A 22,070-nucleotide genomic window follows, 5' to 3' on the forward strand; every position below is an offset into this window, starting at 1 on the left:
CACCGGCCGCGGGCCGTACTTGTCGGGCAACCGGCCGATGAACAGCCTGGTGCCGGCGTAGACCAGGCTGAAGCAGCTGAGCACCACGACGCCCGAGCCGATGCCGCGATCCTGCAGGTGCAGCACCACGAAGGCAGCCAGCGCCGCGTAGCCGCCGGCGGCCAGGGCCAGCGCCAGTCCGGGCGTCAGCGCCGGGCGCAGCATCAGCCCGGTCGGCTTGCGCGGCCCCGGCGGGCGAGCCGGGGCCGGGGCCGAGCTGATCAGCGCCAGTCCTACCAGTGGCGCGGCCATGCAGAGCGCCCAGACCGCTTCATAGCTGAGGTTGTGCAGCACCGCACCGAGGAACGTACCGGCCGAGATGCCGCCCCACATGCTCACGCCGTACAGCCCGATCAGCTGGCCGCGCCGGCTGTGCGGTGCCAACGAGACGACCCACACCGCGCCGGCGGTGAACAGCGCCGCCTCGCCGACGCCCAGCATCAGCCGGTCCAGGATCAGGCCGGTCAGTCCGATGGGCAGGTAGTAGGCCAGGCCGCCGAGCGCCAGGAGCACCGCGCCCACCTGCATCACCAGGCGATTGCCCCGGTAGTCGGCCTGGCCGCCGGCCAGCGGCCGGATCAGCAGTGCGGTGAGCGCCGTGGCGGTGACCACCAGGCCGACCAGGAAGTCCGAGGCGTCGTAGCGGTCCCGGACGTAGCCCGGCAGCACCGGGATCGCGGCGGTCAAGCCCAGATAGCCGCAGAACAAGCCGCCGAACGGCCCGATGAGAGCCTTGCGCGGCAGTGCATCGGTATCTGGGACCGCGGTCATCGAGGCGGTAGCTCCGCGTGCCCGGACTGCTTCTCTGACAGCGCCCGCGCTATCCGGCGGACCGCGGTGATCAGGTGCTGGCAGTCCTCGGGGGTCAGGGTGGAGGACAGCGGCACGTCCACCGCGTCCTGCAGGTAGCCGGTGGCGACCGGCAGCATCGCCTGGATCTCCTCGACCTCGGCACCGGGGAACAGGAACCGCCAGTTCCAGAATGCCCGGACGTTGGTGTCACGGGCCGAGCCGAGGTTGCGCGCGTCGATGCCCTCGGCGCAGAGGGCGTCGGCGAACCACTGTGCCTTCTCGTTGGGTACCCGGAAGATGAACGCCTCGCCGAGGTAGGCCTGCGGCGCGACCGGTTGCCGGATCCGGATGCCCTCGACGTCGGCCAGCGCCGTGGCGACGCAGTCGTAGTTGCGGTGGAAGCACGCCAGCCGCTCCGGCAACCGCACCAGTTCCGAGCGCAGCAGCGCGCCGCGGATCTCATCCATCCGCAGGCTGAGCAACGGCAGGCTCAGATCGGTGTCCAGCGGCGGCGGCCCGTCGGCGAAGTGCCGGCCGACCCGGCCCTCGTAGGCGCCGGCGAGCACCACCGCGCGGGCGTAGAGCGCGCTGTCGTTGGTGAGCAGGAAGCCGCCCTCACCGGAGTTCAGCGACTTGTCCGACTGGGTGCTGAAGCCGCCGGCCAGGCCGAAGGTGCCCAGCTTGCGGCCTCTGAGCTCGGCGCCCAGCGCGGGCACCGCGTCCTCGAACAGCGGCACCCCCATCTCGGCGGCGAAGCCGGCCAGCGCCTCGGCGTCGGCGGCGAAGCCACGCATGTGCACCACCATGATGGCCTTGACCTCAGGCGTCCACCGGCGGCGCAGGTCGGCCAGGTCCAGGTGCAGGTCCTCGGTGACCTCGACCAGCAGCGGCCGGCAACCGGCCATCACGATGGCGCTGGGGGTGGCCACGAACGTGAAGCCCGGACAGGCGATGACCGAGCCGGGCGGGATGCCGGCGGCCATGATCGCCAGGGCCAGGGCGGCGGTTCCGCTGGTGACGGCCAGCGCGTGCCGGGTGCCGAAGTAGTCACACAGCTCGCGCTCGAGCTGGCCGCATTCGGTCTCGGCATAAGGCCGGTAGTCATAACGGAAGTACAGGTGACTGCGGATCGCCCGCATGACGGCGCTCTCGTCCTCGGGCTGGATGAACACGGCTCCCTTGTCGTAGGTGGGCCAGGGCGCGGTGCGGATCGGCACGCCACCGTCGATCGCCAGCAGGGCCTCCGAATCACCTGACTCGGACGAGCGGGCCTCGAGATCCTCGTTGACGGTCAACGTACTACTCCTTCGCGGGTCGATCCTCCCTGGCGGGAATGCCTGCGGTGCCGCGACCCGCACAGCCGGGCCGCGGGGATCGGCACGCAGAGACGTGCGGTTGCGACGTGGACGGCTCGACCCGCGCGGTGCTGCAGTCGCCCCCGGACACAACTCCCGATGTTTCCACAGATCGCGCCGGCCGTGGCTCGTAGCGTGCGCCCATCCAATAATTATGGACAATTCGCGACCGGTCAATCGGGTCCCGTAGGACACCTCGCGTCTGCACGAACTGCAGTCGGTTGGTTGCAGTCAGCTGAAATCGAGCGGGCTGCCGTCGAAGCGAGCCAGCAGATCCGCGGCATCGCGGTAGGTACGCACCGCACCGGCCTCGACGAGCTCCGCGGCGCTGGTGCCGCCCGACTCCACCCCGACACACCGCAGCCCGGCCTTGGCCGAGGCCTGCACGTCCCACACCGCGTCGCCGACGAAGATGGCGTTCTCCGGCTGCAGGCCCGCCTTCTCCAGCGCCACCAGGACGATGTCGGGATCGGGCTTGCTGCTGTCGGCGTCGGCTGAGCCGGTGGTCGCGTCGATCACCTCGCCGAGATCCAGGACCCTGGTCAGGACGTCGAACTCGGCACTGCCGGCCGAACTCGCCAGAACGGTGACCAGGCCGGCCTGGTGGCAGTGCAGCACCAGCTCCCGGGCACCCGGCAGCAGCCGCAAGCCCGGCCAGTAGGCCGAGTACACCGCGTCGTGGCTGGTTATCAGCTCCTGCGCCCGGTCGTCGGCGGTGCCGTCGGCCACCTCGTGCACCAGCTGGTCACCGCCCATGCCGATCGCCCGGTGGATGCGGGCCATCGAGACATCCATCCCGGCCTGCCGGAATGCCTGCCACCAGCTGACGGTATGCAGGTAGCTGGTGTCGACCAGCGTGCCGTCGATGTCGAACAGGACTCCACGCCGGACGCTCATGACTTCATCTTGCTCCCAACCGGCCGGGCCGGCGATCAGGAACGCACCGCGAGGCGATCAGGAACGCACCGCACGGCGGGTGCCGTCGATCCGGACGGTCAGCCCGGCGGCATCCAGCTGCTCCAGCAGCGGCAGCGCCACCCGCCGGGTGGTGCCCAGGGCCTGCCGGGCCTGGCTCGCGGTGAACGGCTGCGGCAGCGCCCGCACCAGCGCCGCGGCGCGCTCCAGGGCGTCCGGAGCCACCACCAGATCGGGGGCCAACCGCAGCACCCGGCCGGTGCGGGCCGCCGCCGCCAGGTCCTTCACCCCCAGCCCGAGCTCGGCCAGCTCGGTGCGTTCGGGGGCATCGAAGGGGTCCTTGGCCAGCCGCTGGTCCACCAGCCGCAGCGACTGCTCGGCCGCGCCCAGGGTGGGCAGGGCCTCCGGCCGGCCGATCCGGCCGCCCTCGGTACGCAGGCCGAGGCCCGCGGCCAGCTCGGCGAGCAACCTCGGCTCGGGCAGGCCGAGCGCCTGCCGGGCGGCGTCTTCGCTGAGGTGCGGTTGCCGGGGGTCAGCGGCGGCATGCCGGTCGACCGCTGCCAGCAGCGCGTCCTGCCAGTGCTGCCAGGTGCCGGGGTCGATCAGCCAGTCCCCGCGCACCAGGACGCCGGTGGTGTCGCTGACGGGCACCCCGAGCGCGGTCAGGGTGGTCCGGCTGACCGCGCCCCGGCGGCGGACCTGGTCGGCGAGGCCGGCAGCCGTGCCGTCGGCCAGCCGGGCGCCCCGGGCCCGGGCAGCGCCGCGTTTGGTCAGGGCCGGCGGGTCGGCGTCGAGCACCAGCACCCCGGCGGTGATGCTCTGCTGCCCGGGATCGCGCAGCACCGCGCGGTCACCGGCCTGCACCGGCATCGGCCGGGCCAGGGTGAGCCGAGCGGTGGCCAGTTCGTCTGCGCCCGGTTGATCTCTGCCGGGTTCGTCGGTGCCGAGCAACCGCAGCCGGACCGGGACCGAGGCCGAGCCGATGTGCAGCACCTGCTGGCTGTGCGGCTCGGCCAGCAGCGGGTCCAGCAGGACGTCCAGGCAGTCGCTGAACCGCCACGCGCCCGGGGTCAGCAGGCAGTCCCCGCGCGCGACCTGCTGCCGGGGGATCGAGCGCAGGTTCACCGCCACCCTGGCCACCGCCCGGGCCCGCTCGGACCGGCTGGCCAGTTGCTGCAGCCCGCGCACCACCACCGTCCGGCCGTGCAGTTCCAGCTCGTCGCCGACGGCGATCTGACCGGCGCCCAGGGTTCCGGTGAGGACGGTGCCGCTGCCCTTGACGGTGAAGGCCCGATCCACCCAGAGCCGCACCCGCTGGTCCAGGTCCGGGGCCGGCAGGGCGTCGACGAGCTCCTGCAGCGCGGCCCGAAGCTGCTCGATACCTGCCCCGGTCTCCCCCGACACCGCCAGGGCCGGCACCTCGCCGAGGCTCGACCGGGCCACCCGTTGACGAGCATCGGCGAGCACCGCCGCGGTCTGGGAGGGGCTGGCAAGGTCGCTGCGGGTGACCGCGATCAGGCCGTGCCGGATCCGCAGCGCGTCAATCGCATCGAGGTGCTCGGAGGTCTGGCGGCGCCAGCCCTCGTCGGCGGCGATCACCAGCAGCACCGCCGGCACCGGGCCGACCCCGGCCAGCATGTTGGTCACGAAGCGCTGGTGGCCCGGGACGTCGACAAAGGCCAGCTGCTCACCGGAGTCCAGCGTGGTCCAGGCGTAGCCCAGGTCGATGGTCATGCCGCGGCGGCGCTCCTCGGCCCACCGGTCGGGTTCCATGCCGGTCAGCGCCCGGACCAGCCGGGACTTGCCGTGGTCGACGTGACCGGCGGTCGCGATGACCCGCATCAGCTCGCCGGACCCGTGGTCGGCAGGCCGGCGGTTGGCGGGCCGGCGGTTGGCGGGCCGGCGGTTGGTGATGCGGTGGTGGACGAGCCGGCGCTGTCGGCACGCCCGACGGCGAGTCGGGCCGCGGCCGACCGGACGGCGGCGATCAGGTCTGCCTCCTCGGCCTCCTCGACGCAGCGCAGGTCGAGCAGGCAGCGGCCGCGCTCGAGCCTGCCGATGACGGCGGGCTGGGTGGCGCGCAGCGCCTGGGCGTAGTCCTCGGGCAGGGCCACCGCCCAGCCCGGCAGCTCCACACCGGGTGCCCCGCCGCCGCCGACCGCACCGGCGCTGGGCACCACCTCGACCACGCCGCCGAGGCTGGCTCGGGCCGCGCCGTGGGGGTCCACACCGTTGAGGCCGGCCGGGCCTGGACCTACGCCGACCAGGCCATCCGGGTCGGCGAGCAGCGCGGCGACCACCCGCTCGCACCGCCGGCGCAGCTGGTCGGGGTCGGCGTGCAGGTACCGATCGGTCGGGGTGGCCGGTCCCTGCACGCTCGCCTCCACCGCGGCCAGCGTCAGCTTGTCCACCCGCAGCGCCCGGGCCAGCGGATGCCGGCGCAGCCGCTCCACCAGCTCCGCGCGGCCGAAGATCAGGCCGGCCTGCGGGCCGCCCAGCAGCTTGTCACCACTGCAGGTCACCAGGCTCGCGCCGGCCAGCAGGCTGCCGGTCACGTCCGGCTCGTCGGGCAGCAGCGGGTCCGGCCGCAGCAGGCCGCTGCCGATGTCGGCGATCACCGGCACCGGCAGGGTCGCCAGCTCGGCGATACCGGCGCCGGCGGTGAAGCCCTCGATCCGGAAGTTGCTGGGATGGACCTTGAGCACGCAGCCGGCCCGCGGCCCGACGGCGCCGGCATAGTCGGCCAGGCTGGTGCGGTTGGTGGTGCCCACCTCGCGGATCCGGGCGCCGGTGGACTCGACCAGCTCGGGCAGCCGGAAGCCGCCGCCGATCTCGACCAGCTCACCCCGGCTGACCACCACCTCGCGGTCGCCGGCCAGGGCCGTGACCGCCAGCAGCAGGGCGGCCGCACCGTTGTTCACCACCAAAACCGCCTCGGCGGCCGGCACCGCCTGGGCCAGCGCAGCCAGCGCCCCGCGGCCGCGCCGGGCCCGCCGCCCGGTCGCCAGGTCGAACTCGACGTCGAGGTAGCCGCCGGCCTGCCGCACCGCCTCTGCCGCGGACTCCGACAGCCGGGCCCGGCCGAGGTTGGTGTGCAGCACCACTCCGGTGGCGTTCAGCACCCGGTTCAGCGAGGTGGCCGAGGCCGGCAGCCGGGCCAGCACGGCCGGCACGGCGTCGGCCGGCGCCAGCTCGCCGGCGCGGATCAGCTGCTGCACGGCGACCACGGTGGCCTTGAGCCGGGCACTACCCAGCCGGCCGGTGGCCTCGGCCAGCCGCGGGTCGGCCAGCAGCACGTCGGTGCGGGGCACCTGCCGGCGCGGATCGGTCACCGGTGCTCCTCCTGGCCTCTATGGCGGCTGGGTCGTGCTGGGTGGCGGGCCGTGCGGTACTGCGTTGGCGGAGGCGGACGGGAATCGAACTCGCCAAGCCGAGGTACTCGACTTCACCGGTTTTGAAGACCGGGAGGGCCACCAGGCACCTGTACGCCTCCGTAAGAGACGCTAGCCGAGACGGTGATTGATTAGCCTCGACAGGGTGACCATCGCGACCTATCGGTTGACCCAGTACGCGCACGGCGGCGGCTGCGCCTGCAAGATCCCACCGGGCGAGCTGGAAGATCTCGTGGCCGGCCTGATCCGGCCCGGCTCGCCCGACCTCCTGGTCGGCCTGGACGACGGCGACGACGCCGCGGTGGTCCGGATCGACGGCGCTACCGCGGTGCTGAGCACGGCCGACTTCTTCACCCCGGTGGTCGACGACGCCTACGACTTCGGACGGATCGCCGCCGCCAACGCCCTGTCGGACGTCTATGCGATGGGCGGGCGACCGGTGCTGGCGATCAACCTGGTGGGCTGGCCGCGGGAGGTGCTGCCCGCCGAACTGCTGCGCGAGGTGCTCCGCGGTGGTTTCGACATCGCCGCCGAGGCCGGTTGCCCGGTGGCGGGCGGGCACAGCATCGACGATCCGGAGCCGAAGTACGGCATGGCGGTCACCGGCATCGCCGACCCGACCCGGCTGCTGCGCAACGACGCCGCTGTCGCGGGCACGGCGATCACCCTGACCAAGCCGCTCGGGGTGGGAGTGCTGAACAACCGGCACAAGGCCACCGGCGAGGTGTTCGAGCAGGCGATCTCGTCGATGGTGACGCTGAATCGGGATGCCTGCGCCGCCGCGCTGCAGGCCGGGCTCTCGGCGGCGACCGACGTCACCGGCTTCGGGTTGCTCGGCCACCTCTACAAGATGGCCCGGGCGTCCGGGGTCACCGCGGTGATCGACGCCGCCGCGGTGCCCTACCTCGACGGCGCCCGGCAAGCGCTGGCCGACGGCTTCGTCAGCGGCGGCACCCGGCGCAACCTGGCCTGGGTCGCGCCGCACCTGCACGCATCAGTCGGTGAGGAGGAGTTGTTGCTGCTCGCCGACGCGCAGACCAGCGGCGGCCTGCTACTGGCCGGTGAGATCGCCACCGGCGGCACGGTCATCGGTGAGTTCGTCCCGCGCCGGGACGCCGTCATCGACGTCCGCTGACCGACTTTGCGACGGCCGGCGGCACGGGTCCGCGTGACCGCTCAGGCGCCGCAGGTGCCCGGTGCACTCACGGTGGCGTCGCAGAAGGTCACGTTGAAGAACGGGTCGGTCAGGACGCCGTTCCGGATCGTGATGGTCCTGCTGTCGCCGACCTTGGGCACCGGGCCATGACCGAGCGCGCCCGGGTTGACTTGCAGCTGGGTGAGGGTGGCGGTGGCGCTGCCGTCGATCACCGTGCCGCGACCGTTGCTGAGCTTCATCTTGGAGGTATAGACGCGCGTGCAGCAACCGTCGTCCACCAACACGGCGGCGGTGCCGTCGGGTGCGACGGTAAGCCGCCTGGTGTGCCCGGACCAGTCGCCGACGAAGGCTGCCAGCCCGACCCGGGGCGGTTCGGACAAAGCGCGCACGGCGTGAACCTCGAACGAGTAGCACCGCGGCCAGCCAACGGTGAACGGAACCGGGATGAAGGTGTTGGGCGGTGTGATCAGGATTCGCGGGTAGTGGGGTGCGTCGCAGCCGGCCTGTGCGGTACCGGGATTGCGCTCATCGACGCCTTCGAGCCCCGCTGACGCGTAGGCCTGTGGCGCCAGCGTCACCGGCGTGGCGACGCTCTGCCCGACGGGTAACCCGAGCAGCGGGCCCTGCAGCGTCCGGGTGGCCTGGCGCACCTGATGGCCGGCTTCGTCCACGATCGCCGCGCCCGGGTAGCCATCGAGTACGCAGGTCGACCGCGAGGTGTTCTGGAAGTCGATCAGCACGGCGTGCAGCAGCCGGCCGTCCTTGCCAGCTGTGCCGTTGCCCGGAATATGGCGCGGATCGATGCTGGCCCGAAGTTGGCTTTCAGCGCACCGGGCCGGTCCATCAGCCGGCCCGCTGCTCGCCGTGCCAGCGGGGCCGGTCGACGTGGTACCGGCGCCATGCCGGGAACTAGCCGAAGCCGACGCCTGCCGGGTGAGCGTCGCTGACCCGGCCGCCGTCGAGGCAGCGGTGAGGACACCCGTGGTCGCGCCGGCTGCGGCGGGGTGGCTAGGGGCGTGCGAGCACGCGGCGGCCAGCGGTACGAGCAACGCAACCGGCACCAACAACCTCAAAGGGCTCGTGCGCATGGCGACCTCTACGGCTTGTCAGGCGCCGGCTGACTCGCCGCGTTCGATCCGCTGGCGTTGCGGCACCACGGTGTACTTCGGGTCCCGGGCCGAGGCCTGACCGGCCTCGAAGACGCCGAACCGGGTGCACGCGGACCCTGCCATCAGGCAGGCTCCTGACAGCGCCGCGGCAAGTCGATTCCGGCCGCCGAACAGTGAACCGATCGCTCCGAGCGCGGTCAGGGTCTTGCTGGCCCGCATCAGCACCCCGCCGGTGCCCTGGTGCAGCGGCTCGGCTGTGATGCCCATCGACGCTTCCATGGAGCGCTCCACGCCCAGCTCCAGCAGCGCGCCACCCAGGGCCAGCCGCCGGGCCGGGCCCGCCTCGGACACCGGCGCCAGCATCATCCCCAGGCCACCCGAGGCCGCCGCCGCCGAGCCGACGAAGACGAACGGCAGGTGCTTGCGGGCCGCGCTCCAGGTCGGCGTGGAGGTGTTGGTCAGCAGCACCGCGGTGTACGAGGCGACCGCCGGAGCGACGACAGCGGCACCGAGCCCGGCCGGCCCCGCCAGCCGGCCGAGCAGCCGGATCGGCGGCCGGGCAGCGGACGGCAACCTGGAAGCCAGCGGCGTCAACAGCTCCGCCGCCCCTGCCGCACCGGCGAGCGGGCCGTACGCGGTCAGGATCCAGGTGCCGACCGACATCGGCGAGGTGGGCTTGGCGACCCGCAGCATGTTGACGAACCGCGACGGGCGCCCCAGGTCGTGCACCAGCGCGGCGAAGCTGACACTGATCGCGCCGAGCGCGGAGATCCGGCCGGCCCGGCGCAGCACCGGACGGCCGGTCAGCCCCGCCCCGGCGCCCAGCAGCGACGAGCCGGCGGCCACCCCACCGAGGAACAGGTACGCCGGGATGTCGGCCTCCCACGGCGAGGCCTTGACGATCGGGCGGCCGTAGTAGGAGGTGAACACCGCGTCCGGCACCATCTGGTGCTCGTCCCGGCGGCGCTTTCCGACCCGGCGACGGCGCCGGTCAACGGCGCCGTCCGCGGGAGACACTGCCTGCACCGGCTGTTCTGGCTGTTCCGGGTGCTGAGTACGTCCCTCGGCGGCCAGCTCGGCCTGGTGCTGGCTCACCCCCGGCCTCCGAGGAAGGCGGCGACCGCACCGGCGAGCAGGCCGGCCGCGGCCATCGCCGCATGCCGCCACATCTGCGGCAGGTCCCGGGTCGGCACCACCGGGTCAGGCGGGAACCCGTACACCTCCGGCTCGTCCAGCAGCAGGAAGAACGCACCGGCGCCGCCGACCCCGTCGTCCGGGCTGTCGGCATACAGCCGAGCCTTGCTGACCCCCTGGGCGTGCAGCGTCTCGACCCGGGCTGCGGCTCGCTCGCGCAGCTCGTCCAGGTCGCCGAACTGGATCGACTGGGTCGGGCAGGCCTGGGCGCAGGCCGGGGTGTTGCCGGCGCCGAGCCGGTCGTAGCAGAGCGTGCACTTCTGGGCGATGCCGACGTTCTTCTGGCCCTGCTCGCCGATCCGGCGGTCGATCACCCCGAACGGGCAGGCCGGCACGCAGTAACCGCAGCCGTTGCAGATGTCCTCCTGCACCACCACGGTGCCGAACTCGGTCCGGAACAGCGACCCGGTCGGGCAGACGTCCAGGCAGCCGGCGTGCGTGCAGTGCTTGCAGACGTCGGAGGACATCAGCCAGCGGAAGTCGACGGCCGACTCCGGATTCATCGCCGCGCCCGGACGCTCGGTGGTCGGCATGCCCAGGCTGACGGTGTTGGACGCCGGCGTCGCCGCCTGCTCGATGAAGGCGACGTGCCGCCAGGTCGAGGCGCTCAGCGAGCCGGTGTTGTCGTAGGAGGAACCCAGCAGGTTGAAGCCATCGTCGGGAACCCCGTTCCACTCCTTGCAGGCCACCTCGCAGGCCTTGCACCCGATGCAGATCGAGGTGTCGGTGAAGAATCCCTTGCGCGGCTGCGATTCCTGCCAGCCGGCATCGCCGGCCGGATCGTGCAGCGGACCGGACAGGCTCGGCATCAGTCCTCCTGCGATTCGGCTGGCGTCAATTCGGCTGGCGTCGATCCGGCCCGGCTCGGCGTACCGGAGGCAACCGGCGTCCGCCGGGTGTTGCCGGTCTCGATGGTGATCCCGGCCCGGCGGCGGTAGTCCTCGACGAAGCGCAGCAGCGCCGGCCCGGTCGGCCGGCGGCCGGCCCGGATGTCGCAGCTGGCCACCTTGGTCTCCTGGATGTGCACGTTCGGGTCCAGGGTGACCCCGAACAGGTCGTTGGCCGAGTCACCGGTGACCAGCGCGGAGCCGCCCACCCCCCAGTGGTAGGGCAGGCCGATCTGGTGGAACTCCTTGCCGTCGATCAGCAGCGGCACCACCCGTTCGGTGACCAGCACCCGGGCCTCGATCGCGGTCCGGGCGGTGACGATGGTCGCCCAGCCGAGATTGGTCAGCCCGCGCTCGCGCGCCAGCTGCGGTGACACCTCGCAGAAGAACTCCGGCTGCAACTCCGACAGGTAGGGCACCCACCGGCTCATCCCGCCGGCGGTGTGGTGCTCGGTCAGCCGGTAGGTGGTGAACAGGTAGGGAAAGACCTCGGCATGCGCCTCGGGCGGGGACGGGTTCTGCAGGTTGTCCGGCCGCGGGTAGACCTGCCGGGTCGGGTTGGCCTGCTGCCGGTACATCGGGTTGCGCACCGGGGACTCGGCCGGCTCGTAATGGACCGGCAGCGGGCCGTCCAGGATCCCCTCCGGCGCGTACAGCCAGCCCTTGCCGTCGGACTGCATGATGAAGGGGTCGTCACCGGCCAGGCCCGCCGCGCCGGGGGTGCCCTGCTCCGGACGGTAGGACGGTGCCTTGTCGGCCGGGAAGTCGGGCACGTCGTGGCCGGTCCACTTCTGCTGCTCGGCGTCCCACCAGACGTAAGCCTTGCGCTCGCTCCACGGATTGCCCTCGGGATCGGCGGCGGCCCGGTTGTACAGGGTGCGGCGGTTCGCCGGCCACGCCCAGCCCCATTCCGGCGCGACCCAGCTCTGCTCCTTGCCGGGCTTGCGGCGCGCGGACTGGTTCACCCCGTCGGCGTACACGCCGCTGTAGATCCAGCAGCCGCCCGAGGTGGAACCGTCCGGCTTCATCTCGGTGAACAGCTTCAGCGGCTGGCCGGCCTTCTCGCCGGTCAGGTGGCTGCCGTTGATCTCGCGCAGCACCGCGTCGGCCGACGGGTCGCCCTCGGCGTCCACCGGGTAGTCCCAGGTGAGGTCGAGGATCGGGCGGTCCCGCTGCTCGGTCGAGTTCGCCAGCCGCTCCCGGATCTTGCGGCCGAGGTGGAAGAAGAAGTGCAGCTCGCTGCGGCAGTCACCGGGCGGCGCGACGGCCTTGTGGTGCCACTGCAGCATCCGCTGGGTCTGGGTGAAGGTGCCGTCCTTCTCCGCGTGCGAGGCGGCCGGGAAGAAGAACACCTCGGTGTCGATGTCCTCGGTGCGCAGCTCGCCGGTCTCGATCTCCGGGCCGTCCTTCCAGAACGTCGCCGACTCGATCAGGTTCAGGTCGCGCACGACCAGCCACTTCAGGTGCGCCATGGCCAGCCGCTGCATCCTGCCGTGTGCCGAGCCCACCGCCGGGTTCTGGCCGAGCAGGAAGTAACCCTCGACCTTGTCCTCCAGCATGTCCATCACGGTCTGGTAGGTGCCGTGGTCACCGGTCAGTTTGGGCAGGTAATGGAAGGCGAAATCGTTCTCCGGCGTCGCGGCGTCGCCCCAGTAGGACTTCAGCAGGCTGACCGTGTAGGACTCCGCCTCTGCCCAGAAGCCCTTCTGGTCAGGGCTCCGGATGGTGTCGAGGTAGGACGGCAGGTCGTCGTGCTCACCCACCTTCGGCATCGGCAGGTAGCCGGGCAGCAGGTTGAACAGCGTCGGGATGTCGGTCGAGCCCTGAATGCTGGCATGCCCGCGCAGCGCCATGATCCCGCCGCCGGGCCGGCCCATATTCCCCAGCAACAGCTGGATGATCGCCGAGCCGCGGATGTACTGCACGCCCACCGTGTGATGCGTCCAGCCGACCGAGTACACCCACGCGGTGGTGCGCTCGCGCCCGCTGTTCTCGGTGACCGCCTCGCACACCTTGAGAAAGTCCTCCGGCGAGACGCCGCAGACCTGCTCGACGAGCTCGGGGGTGTAGCGGGCGTAGTGCCGCTTCAGCACCTGGAACACCGACCGCGGGTGCTGCAGCGTCTCGTCGCGATGCACCTCGGCGTGCTTCAGCTTCGCGCCGTGGCCGCCCATCTCGTGACCGCCGCCGCGCTCGCTCTGCGAGACCTCGCTCTCCTGACCGTTGCCACCGCTGCCGGCATCGTCGGCGCGGGACCCGCCCGGCGAATCGGCCTCCGCACCCGAGGCGGTCCGCTGCGAACCGGCGGAGGAGTGACCTTCGTCCTGACCCTCATAGGTCCAGGTCGAGGTGTCATACATCCCCGTCTCGGGGTCGTAGCCGGAGAACACCCCGTCCAGGTCGTCGACGTCGACGAAGTCGTCGCGCAGCAGGGTGGCGGCGTTGGTGTAGGCCACCACGTACTCACGGAAGTACTTCTCGTTCGACAGGATGTAGTTGATGATCCCGCCGAGGAACGCGATGTCGCTGCCGGCCCGCAGCGGCACGTAGTGATCGGCCAGTGCCGAGGTGCGGGTGAACCGCGGATCGATGTGGATGATCCTGGCGCCGCGGGCCTTGGCCTCCATCACCCACTGGAACCCCACCGGATGGCACTCGGCCATGTTGGAACCCTGGATGACGATGCAGTCAGAGTTCTGCAGGTCCTGCAGGAAGGAGGTGGCGCCGCCACGTCCGAACGAGGCCCCCAAACTGGGGACGGTGGCACTGTGTCAAATACGGGCCTGGTTCTCGATCTGGATGGCTCCCAGAGCCGTGAACAGCTTCTTGATCAGGTAATTCTCTTCATTGTCCAGCGTCGCGCCGCCGAGCGAGGCGATGCCCATGGTGCGGCGCAACGGCCGGCCGTGCTCGTCGGCGTCCTGCCAGGTGCGCGCCCGGGTCTCGAGGATCCGGTCGGCGATCATGTCGGTGGCCTGCTCGAGGTCCAGTGGCTCCCAGTCGGTGCCGCCCGGGCGGCGGTAGAGCATCGCGGTCTGGCGCAGCGGTGAGTTGACCAGCTGCTCGCTGGCCGAGCCCTTCGGGCACAACCGGCCACGGCTGACCGGCGAGTCCGGATCGCCCTCGATCTGGACGACCTTCTCGTCCTTGACGTAGATCCGCTGGCCACAGCCGACGGCGCAGTACGGGCAGACGCTCTTGACCATCCGGTCGGCGGTCTCGGTGCGCGCGGTCCAGTTCGCGGCGGTGTGCTTGGACTGCACCGCCTTGCCCCGGCCGAGCGGGTCCCCGTCGCTCATCTGGCGCAGAACCGGCCATGACAGCAAGGTCTTTCGCAGGTCCACCAGTGATCCTTTCGCCTCGAAGTCCACACTATCCCGCTGTCAAGGCCGGCCACCGGAGCATCGGTAGCCCGCTGCTAGGTACCGGCGGCGGAGCGCAGCCTGTCCAGCAACGGCTCGGCGATCTTGTCCAGGAACTCCTGCTGGTTCTCATCGCCCACCTGCACCAGGGCGATGTCGGTGTAGCCGGCCTCCCAGAACGGGCGCGCCGACTCGGCCAGCTCGTCGAGGTCCGGGCCGCAGGCGATCGAATCGGCCACGTCCTCCGGCCGGACGAACTTGCTGGCGCCCTCGAAACCGGCCGTCGTCGGCAGGTCGGCGTTGACGGCCCAGCCGCCGCCGAACCACCGGAACAGCTCGTGTGCCCGGGTGATCGCCTGGTCCTTGTCCGGTCCCCAGCAGATCGGCACCTGGCCGATCTTGCGGCTGTCAGGCAGGCCTTCGTCGCCACGGGTCTGGTCCCAGCCCTGGATCAGTTCGGGGTCGGGTTCGATGGAGATCATGTGGTCGGCCAGCGGCGCGAACTCGGCGATCGAGCGGACCCCGGACACCGCGATGGCCAGCGGGACGCCGGTGTCGGGCAGGTCCCAGATCTTGGCCGAGTCGACCCGGAAGTACTCCCCGACCCAGGTGGTCAGCTCGCCGGTGTACAGCGCGCGGATGATCTGGATCGCCTCGGCGAGCATGTCCTGCCGCACCGCGGCGACCGGCCAGCCCTCGCCGATCACGTGTTCGTTGAGGTTCTCCCCCGATCCGAGGCCGAGGGTGAACCGGTTGTCCGACAGCAGGCCGAGGGTGGCGGCCTTCTGGGCAACCACCGCAGGGTGGTAGCGCATCGTCGGGCAGGTCACGTAGGTCATCAGGTCGACCCGCTCGGTAGCCTGCGCCACGGCGCCGAGCACCGACCAGGCGTAGGGCGCGTGGCCCATCGAATCCAGCCAGGGGAAGTAGTGGTCGCTGGAGACCTCGAAGTCGAAGCCGGCCTGCTCGGCGGCGACCGCGTAACGCACCAGCTCCTTCGGACCGCTCTGCTCCGTCATCAACGTGTAGCCGAAACGTGTCATGGATCCACCATTACCCACCGGCTCGGGCGATGGCAACCGGGCCCACACCTGCTGTCGCCGCGCTATCGTTGGCGACTAGCAGGGAGCGACCTGTCGGCGACGGCCCCGCCGCAGCCAACCTCAGCGTCAGCCGCCGTTCTGCGAAGTGTCATTGGGCGGGCAAATAATGGGGCGCTGAATGGTTGAGCGCGATGCCTCAGTGGGTGGCCGTAGCGAAATAGTGCTGCAATTCGAGGTGGCGAAAAGAATAAGTGGGCCCTGCCTGCCTGAACAGGCCCTTCTCGTACGCATCCTCCATGAATGAGATTAAAGCGATGGGAGTGGCTCGACTTATAGTTAAGCAGATCCTAGCAATCCAGAGCCAGCCATATGCTGACACGCCTACAGAAACTATCGAGCCACACACAAGGCCCCCTGTCAACGCAATACCCATAGAGCTCACAGGGAAAAATACAGCCGATAGGGTCACGGATAGTATGGAACCAGTGATGAAGCAAACATTCCGGTCATCACGAATGCTTCTCAGTGGATTAACAATCTCCTTCGGATCGACTGGGCCATTGAAGGCTATTACTAGGAATATCGCGAACATCGCGAGAGGTCCTGTTATAACGGCAGCAACAAGTCCCGCCCGAGCGCCGAATCCCGCAGAGCCACCTGCCATACTTGCTATACTGATAGTGGCTCCCCCTCCGAATCCTGTCCAGAGATTCGACTGTATTACCTGAATTCGCGCCTTAAGGGGAAGACGTCTCATTCTGAAGCGTCCGGGAGGGGGAGGATGCACGTACATTATCGCAATCACAGATGCCGAGATTCCTACCAGCAGGGCTATAGACAATGATATTACTCGTGGTCGATTCAGACCTACGGTTATATAGGCACCCACAAAGGCCGGAATAACACCAACAATACAGGCCAATAAGAAGACCGTTATCCCAATGGCTCGACGGCTACATAGCTGATACGTCCGCCACCAATCAATGTCTCCGTTAAGCGACGGCAGGGCCGCGCTCCGGGGTGGCGCCGACGCAGATACTGACCGCGCTAGGAAGGTGATGGTTCGCAGTGCGCTAGAAGCGTCGTAGTAGTGTCGCCTCTTTCGCTCTGCAGTCGGTGTGAATGCGTATAACGAGGGTACGACACTGCTGAGAATAAGCGATCGAATCTTGTCGGAGCCTGTCATGGAGCCATCAGTAAGCGCTCTTGAGATAGTTGCAGCCTCATGCTCACTCGCGGCAAGTGCCCACACTATTAGTGGCACCGATAAGGCCTCCGCCAAAACGCCATCAGGGTGGATTCGCATTTCCTCGATTAGGGTGCCCCACAGCACCGCCCGTGAAGAATGACTTAAGTAGGCAGCAATTTCAACGACGGATAGCGGCTCAATACGAAGTGCTAGCGATCCGTGAATCGGAGACCCGCTGCTTGTTAGTTGACGGTACTCGTGATGGCGGCAGCTGAGGATCAAGGGCTGATCACTGAGTGCACCATGCAATACAGCGAAGGCGTTTACCTTAATTGCTTCTGGCAGTTCATCAAATGCGTCTAGCACCAAGCAAATGCGCCCACTGCTAATCAGCCCTGCTAACCGATCCAGCGTTTGCCTATCGGGTCGGGCATCAAGAAAATAGTCGTTGAGGAGCTGCCTTGCTGCCCACACCCATAGGTGTTCGGTGAAGCAATCCCAATTCTTCGCTTGAAGCATGACTGGAACAATCTCACCGGGTTGTCGCTTTCGTAGGATCTCCAAGGTCAGGAGAAGAAGGCTTGTCGTTTTGCCGCAACCTTTGGGGCCTACAATCACCAGCCGCTGCGGCGTAAGCCGATGGAGCACCTCTACAAGATTACTGCGGTCTCCGCTGATATGGATACGAACCGCATTGCTACCGAAGGTAGTGTGTCGCAACAAGTCACGCGCAGGTGCGGAGATTTGCTCATCATTAGACCAGCGCAAATATAGAGGGTCAGGAGAATTCAACCGTCGCGCTTCTCTATCGTTCGTCAATCGAGACTGTACGGCCTCGGAAAGTCCCTCCAGCGTAATCTCAGGCTGAACCACTCGTTGGCTGGTCCAGATGTAAGTCAAAACCACCAGCATTACTAGTAGTATCCAAAAAACAGGCGTGGGTATAGGCCAGCTTTGTAAATCACTCGCTACTACATTCTCTACGACCGCGAGAGCAACCGCGCCGATAACGAGGGCCCACGCCCTCCGCGATGACCTCACCTGACCTCCCCTGACCGTGACGGGCCTATGCGGAGAGACACTATCGCTGGCTTGACTATGCGCGGTGATCGATGACAGCCGGCTGGTGCCGTCGCGCGTGGTGGTGAGCAACCGGTTCGAGGCTGGAGTCAGCTTCACTTCCGTGCAGCTTGCCAAGTTTATGGGGCCTTGATCATGGAAAGCCAAGGCCGATCACGACTGGGTCCTCGAGTCAGCGCGTGAGCCGAGCGGTACGCGGGAGTGGAACGGCAGGTCTCGACAGGCTCAACTTCTTGATGAGGTCCTTCAGAGACACCTTAGGCCGCGACGGTACTGGCAGGCACCACGCGTTCGATAAAAGCCTTGCGGTGACGAGAGGACGATGGCGGCCAGCGCACAAGGGTCGCTGAAGCAGGTGATCAGGCGCTGGTGGAGGTGCTGCCGGCCCGGCCGGCGAAACCGGTGGGCAGCTCGGCCACGGCGTCGGCCGGGTCCAGCACCGCCGAGTGCCCCGGCACGCCGAGGACGTCCTCGCCGGTCAGTCCCCGCTTGACGATGGCCAGCGCGATCGGCCCCAGCTCGTGGTGCTGCACGGCAGTGCCGACGAAGCCGACCGGCCGGCCGTCCCGCTCGACCGGGCTGCCGGGCTCGGGCAGCCGCTCGGAGTCCCCGGACAGGTGCAGCAGCACCAGCCGGCGCGGCGGCTTGCCGAGGTTCTGCACCCGGGCGACCGTTTCCTGGCCGCGGTAGCAGCCCTTGTCCAGGTGCACCGCCGAGCCGATCCAGTTCGCCTCGTGGGCCAGCGTCCGGTGATCGGTGTCGACGCCCAGCCGTGGCCGGCGCCGCTCGACCCGCAGGGCGTCCGCGGCCCAGCTTCCGGTCGGGTGCGCTCCGGCGGCCCGCAGCCGGCCGGCGATCGCGGCGAGTTCCGCCCGCTCGACGATCAGGTCCACCGGGCCGCCGGCCGACAGCGCGGGGCGCACGAAGCCACCGCCCGGCAGCGCGAGAGCCTTGGTTCCCGGCACCGGCAGCCCGGCCTCACGAAGCACCTCGGCCGCCTCCGGCCCGATCAACGAGAGCACCCCGGACCCGGCGGTGACGACCGCCGGTTCCACCCGCTTGAGGAACCGCATCTTGAGCAGGTAGCCGAGCACCTCGTCGGCGGCACCAGGCTCGGTGTCGATCCAGACCTGGTCCCCGAGTTCGGTCAGCTGCCAGTGCTGCTCGACGTGCCCGTTGGGGGACAGCACCAGCGCCTCGGTGGAGTCCCCGTCCGCCAGTGCGCTCAGGTGCTGGGAGCAGATCGCATGCAGCCAGTCCAGCCGGTCCGGACCCGGCACCACCAGGACGTCCCGGTGCGAACGGTCGATCAGGCCGGCACCGGCCACCGCCCGGCGCTGCTCCCCGAGCGGATCGCCGTAGTGCCAGGCGGTGCCGGTGTCCGGGCCGCCGGCTTCGACGGCACCGGGCCAGTCGAGCAGGGGTGAGCGGTAGTCAGTCATGGGTTCCTCCGGCGGTGCGGGCAGTGCTGGCTGTGCGGGCGGCGCAGTCGGCGCAGGTGCCGAAGACGGTGAAGTGCGAGCGGTCCAGCACGAAACCCTGCTCGGCCAGTAGCTGGGCGGTCAGCGCGTCGGCCACGCCGGCCGGGACGTCGACCACCGACGAGCAGTGATGGCAGACCACGTGCACATGGTCGTCGCCGGCCAGCCGGTAGGACGGCGCCCCGTGGCCCAGGTGGGTGTGGGCCAGCATGCCGATCTGTTCCAGCACTTCCAGCGTGCGGTACACCGTGGTCAGGTCGACCTCGGGCACCGCCTCGGCGACCTGGTCGGGAGTGGCGTGCACCAGTTGAGTCACGGCAGCCATAACGCGCTGGCGCTGCGGCGTCATCCGCATGCCGCGTTCGCGGAGCCGGCCGGCCAGCGAGTCAGGCGGCGCGGGGTGCTGGTGGGCCATGATCTGTCCATGGTATGGGCGGCAGCATGAAAAGACTGGCCCGATCCGGCACCGCGAAGTATCTTGGTGTGCGTATGGGAAAGGAGGTGGTCCAGAACTTTGATGCTCTCTCGGACACCTAAGGAGGTCGCCGGCTAGTCCGGTGCCTCCTGAAACCCCGAGTCGCCGGGCTTGTCCGACCGGTACCAGGTTCACCGTGAACCGGCTCGGGGTTTTCACATGTCCGGGGCCAGTTGCTCGAGCTGTTGCGGTTCAGTCGCGGGTCAGGCTGGCGTTGAGGTGCGGGCGGTAGTCCCCCGGGGTGAGCGCCAGCTCCTGGGCGTACATCAGCTTGTCGCCGGCCAGCGCATACAACCGCCGCTCACCTGCGACCTCCTTGGCCGACCGGGTGCGGCCGACCGCCGACGTGGCCAGTTCCCACCGGGAGTCACCGGCCAGGCCGGTGAACACCTCGACGATGCCCACCGCGGTTGCCAGCACCAGTTCCAGCTCGTCCTGGCCGCTGCCCATCCGCAGGAACCCGTTCTCCCGGAACGCCGGCCGGAGCACCGATCCGTCCGGGTTCAGCAGCCAGGTACGGGACTCATAAGACAGGAAGGGCCGGCCGTCGTGGGCGAAACCGATCCGCTGGGCGTAGCGGAACTCCTCGCCGGTGGCGGGCTTGGCACCGTTGCCGAAACCGGACCAGCGCCCGACCAGCGCCAGCAGCGCCAGCAGTGCCTGGTTGATCTCCGGTCCGGAGCGCAGGTCGGTGGTGTCGGTGATCTCCGGCACCGACGGCACCGGCACGTCGGCGGGAGTGGGCTCCTCGGCCACCTAGTGCTGGCCCGCGAACAGCTTGCCCACGATCAAGGCGGCCATCGCGGCGATCGCCAGGAACGCCACGATGAGCAGGATGATGAAAAACGCCTCCATGGAGCGAAAGGATAGCCGCTGTGGACACACCGACCCGCGCTCTGATCATCAAGTGCACCGCCGGTGCCGAGGACGCCGAGCGGTGCGCTCAGGCCTTCACCGTGGCTGCCACCGCAGTTGCCACCGGGATCGGCGTCTCGCTCTGGCTGACCGGCGAGGCAGCCTGGTTCGGCGTGCCCGGCCGGGCCGAGAGTTTCACGCTGCCGCACTCGGCACCGCTGGCCCAGCTGCGCGACGCCGTGGTGGAACTGGGCGCTCTGACGGTCTGCACCCAGTGCGCCCAGCGGCGATCCATCACCTCGGAGCAGCTCATCCCCGGGGTGCGGATCGCCGGCTCGGCCACCTTCGTCGACGAGATCCTGCAGCCGAACGTCCAGGCGCTGGTCTACTGAGCTGCCAACCTCAGGTCAGCACCAGCGAGGCCTCCACCAGGCCCGGCGCCGGCGCGCTGACCGGCTGGCGCACCGAACCGGAGTTGTGCATCACCGACAGCATCCAGTCACCGGGTGCGGCGAAGAACCGGTAGTCACCGGTGGCCGAGGTCAGCACCTCGGCGGTGAACTCACCGGTGGAATCGAGCAGCCGGACGTAGGCGGCTGGTACCGGCGCGTCGTCCTTGGAGACCGTTCCGTAGATCACGGTCTCCTTGGTGATGTCGACGTGCGGTGGCAGCGTCGGGGTCTGGGGCGGGGCTCCGCACATCTGGATCAGTCCTCATTCTCTTCGCGCGAGCGCTCATCGCCCGCTCGCTCCGGTCCTCGCTCGCTGACGCTCGCTGCGATCCTCACGAGCTCAGCCTTTCTCGATGGGTACGCCGATCAGCGACCCGTACTCGGTCCACGAGCCGTCGTAGTTCTTGACGTTGGAATGCCCGAGCAGCTCGTGCAGCACGAACCAGGTGTGGCTGGAGCGCTCGCCGATCCGGCAGTAGGCGATGGTGTCCTTGCCGGTGTCCAGGCCCGCGTCGGCGTAGAGCTTGGCAAGCTCGTCGTCGGACTTGAAGGTGCCGTCCTCGTTCGCAGCCTTGGACCACGGCACGTTCAGCGCGGTCGGGATGTGGCCACCGCGCTGGGACTGCTCCTGCGGCAGGTGCGCCGGGGCCAGCAGCTTGCCGGAGAACTCATCCGGGGACCGGACGTCCACCAGGTTCTTGTTGCCGATCGCGGCGACCGTCTCGTCACGGAACGCGCGGATCGAGAGGTCCTGGTCCTTGGCGTGGTACTCCGTCGCCGCACGCGAGACCTCGTCCTTGGACAGCTCGCGGCCTTCGAGTTCCCACTTCTTGCGGCCGCCGTCGAGCAGCTGGACCTTGTCATGGCCGTACAGCTTGAAGTACCAGTAGGCGTAGGCGGCGAACCAGTTGTTGTTGCCGCCGTAGAGCACCACGGTGTCGTCGTTGCTGATGCCCTTGGCCGAGAGCAGCTTCTCGAAGTCCTCCTTGCTCACCGCGTCGCGCACGACCGGGTCCTGCAGGTCGGTCTTCCAGTCCAGCTTCACAGCACCGGTGATGTGGCCGGTGTCGTAGGCGGCGGTGTCCTCGTCGACCTCGACGATCACCACGCCGGGGGTGTTCAGATTCTGTTCGACCCAATCGGCCGAGACGAGCACTTCGGAGCGGCTCATGATGTTTTCTCCTTGATGGGTAAAGGGAGATATTCGACGGAACCGGCACAGGTTGGCAGGGTCACACTTTGCCGCCGAGCACGCGGTGGTGGGGGGCGGGGGCAGTCTGGCGGCGTTACGCCG

Annotated in this window: 17 protein-coding genes and 1 tRNA gene; 2 read left to right on the top strand and 16 right to left on the bottom strand. The window is 69.3% G+C overall.

What is annotated here, in order from left to right:
- The 6 genes from VF542_RS02165 to VF542_RS02190 form a co-directional block, all read right to left on the bottom strand.
- The coding region (locus VF542_RS02165) for an MFS transporter (RefSeq protein ID WP_408650065.1) at positions 1-810 on the bottom strand (810 nt) is incomplete at its 3' end.
- On the bottom strand, positions 807-2,126 hold the full coding sequence (locus VF542_RS02170; RefSeq protein WP_408650066.1) for a DegT/DnrJ/EryC1/StrS family aminotransferase: 1,320 nt from the start codon (positions 2,124-2,126) through the stop codon (positions 807-809). The genes VF542_RS02170 and VF542_RS02165, both read right to left, overlap by 4 nt.
- Positions 2,127-2,417: 291 nt before the next feature.
- On the bottom strand, positions 2,418-3,083 hold the full coding sequence (locus VF542_RS02175; RefSeq protein ID WP_408650067.1) for an HAD family hydrolase: 666 nt from the start codon (positions 3,081-3,083) through the stop codon (positions 2,418-2,420).
- A gap of 57 nt (positions 3,084-3,140) precedes the next feature.
- Positions 3,141-4,943 (bottom strand): selenocysteine-specific translation elongation factor, encoded by a 1,803-nt coding sequence (selB, locus tag VF542_RS02180; protein ID WP_408650068.1) that lies wholly within the window; start codon positions 4,941-4,943, stop codon positions 3,141-3,143.
- Entirely contained in the window at positions 4,943-6,433 is a 1,491-nt protein-coding gene (selA, locus tag VF542_RS02185; protein ID WP_408650069.1) for an L-seryl-tRNA(Sec) selenium transferase, read from the bottom strand. Before selA ends, selB begins: the two co-directional genes overlap by 1 nt.
- Before the next feature lie 65 nt (positions 6,434-6,498).
- Positions 6,499-6,594, bottom strand: a tRNA-Sec gene (locus tag VF542_RS02190).
- Between the two features lie 44 nt (positions 6,595-6,638).
- On the opposite strand from VF542_RS02190, the gene selD reads away from it, so the two are divergent.
- Entirely contained in the window at positions 6,639-7,628 is a 990-nt protein-coding gene (gene selD, locus VF542_RS02195; RefSeq protein ID WP_408650070.1) for a selenide, water dikinase SelD, read from the top strand.
- Between the two features lie 41 nt (positions 7,629-7,669).
- Here the strand turns inward: selD and VF542_RS02200 are convergent, their stop codons facing one another.
- From VF542_RS02200 to VF542_RS02235, 8 genes are all read right to left on the bottom strand, one after another.
- Positions 7,670-8,710 (bottom strand): DUF4232 domain-containing protein, encoded by a 1,041-nt coding sequence (locus tag VF542_RS02200; protein WP_408650071.1) that lies wholly within the window; start codon positions 8,708-8,710, stop codon positions 7,670-7,672.
- A 45-nt stretch (positions 8,711-8,755) separates the two neighbouring features.
- A complete protein-coding gene (gene nrfD / locus VF542_RS02205; protein WP_408650081.1) occupies positions 8,756-9,703 on the bottom strand; it encodes an NrfD/PsrC family molybdoenzyme membrane anchor subunit in 948 nt (315 codons plus the stop codon).
- A 146-nt stretch (positions 9,704-9,849) separates the two neighbouring features.
- Positions 9,850-10,761, bottom strand: coding sequence for a 4Fe-4S dicluster domain-containing protein (locus VF542_RS02210; protein ID WP_408650072.1), 912 nt, complete (start codon positions 10,759-10,761; stop codon positions 9,850-9,852).
- Complete coding sequence (fdh, locus tag VF542_RS02215; RefSeq protein WP_408650073.1) at positions 10,761-14,183, bottom strand: formate dehydrogenase; 3,423 nt, start codon at positions 14,181-14,183, stop codon at positions 10,761-10,763. Before fdh ends, VF542_RS02210 begins: the two co-directional genes overlap by 1 nt.
- Before the next feature lie 74 nt (positions 14,184-14,257).
- Complete coding sequence (locus VF542_RS02220) at positions 14,258-15,244, bottom strand: TIGR03557 family F420-dependent LLM class oxidoreductase (protein WP_408650074.1); 987 nt, start codon at positions 15,242-15,244, stop codon at positions 14,258-14,260.
- A gap of 2,628 nt (positions 15,245-17,872) precedes the next feature.
- Complete coding sequence (locus VF542_RS02225) at positions 17,873-18,955, bottom strand: YgfZ/GcvT domain-containing protein (RefSeq protein ID WP_408650075.1); 1,083 nt, start codon at positions 18,953-18,955, stop codon at positions 17,873-17,875.
- A complete protein-coding gene (locus VF542_RS02230; RefSeq protein WP_408650076.1) occupies positions 18,948-19,409 on the bottom strand; it encodes a Fur family transcriptional regulator in 462 nt (153 codons plus the stop codon). The genes VF542_RS02225 and VF542_RS02230 overlap by 8 nt, the downstream gene beginning before the upstream one ends.
- Before the next feature lie 252 nt (positions 19,410-19,661).
- A complete protein-coding gene (locus VF542_RS02235) occupies positions 19,662-20,225 on the bottom strand; it encodes an FABP family protein (protein ID WP_408650077.1) in 564 nt (187 codons plus the stop codon).
- Between the two features lie 119 nt (positions 20,226-20,344).
- Between VF542_RS02235 and VF542_RS02240 the strand changes: the two genes are divergently transcribed.
- Entirely contained in the window at positions 20,345-20,716 is a 372-nt protein-coding gene (locus VF542_RS02240; RefSeq protein ID WP_408650078.1) for a DsrE family protein, read from the top strand.
- 10 nt (positions 20,717-20,726) lie between these two features.
- On the opposite strand, the gene VF542_RS02245 is transcribed toward VF542_RS02240, so the two are convergent.
- Complete coding sequence (locus VF542_RS02245) at positions 20,727-21,026, bottom strand: DUF1416 domain-containing protein (protein ID WP_408650079.1); 300 nt, start codon at positions 21,024-21,026, stop codon at positions 20,727-20,729.
- Positions 21,027-21,116: 90 nt separating this feature from the next.
- Complete coding sequence (locus tag VF542_RS02250; protein WP_408650080.1) at positions 21,117-21,947, bottom strand: sulfurtransferase; 831 nt, start codon at positions 21,945-21,947, stop codon at positions 21,117-21,119.
- Positions 21,948-22,070 lie beyond the last annotated feature (123 nt).

The sequence above is a fragment of the Jatrophihabitans sp. genome (assembly GCF_036389215.1).
Lineage (GTDB): Bacteria > Actinomycetota > Actinomycetes > Mycobacteriales > Jatrophihabitantaceae > Jatrophihabitans_A.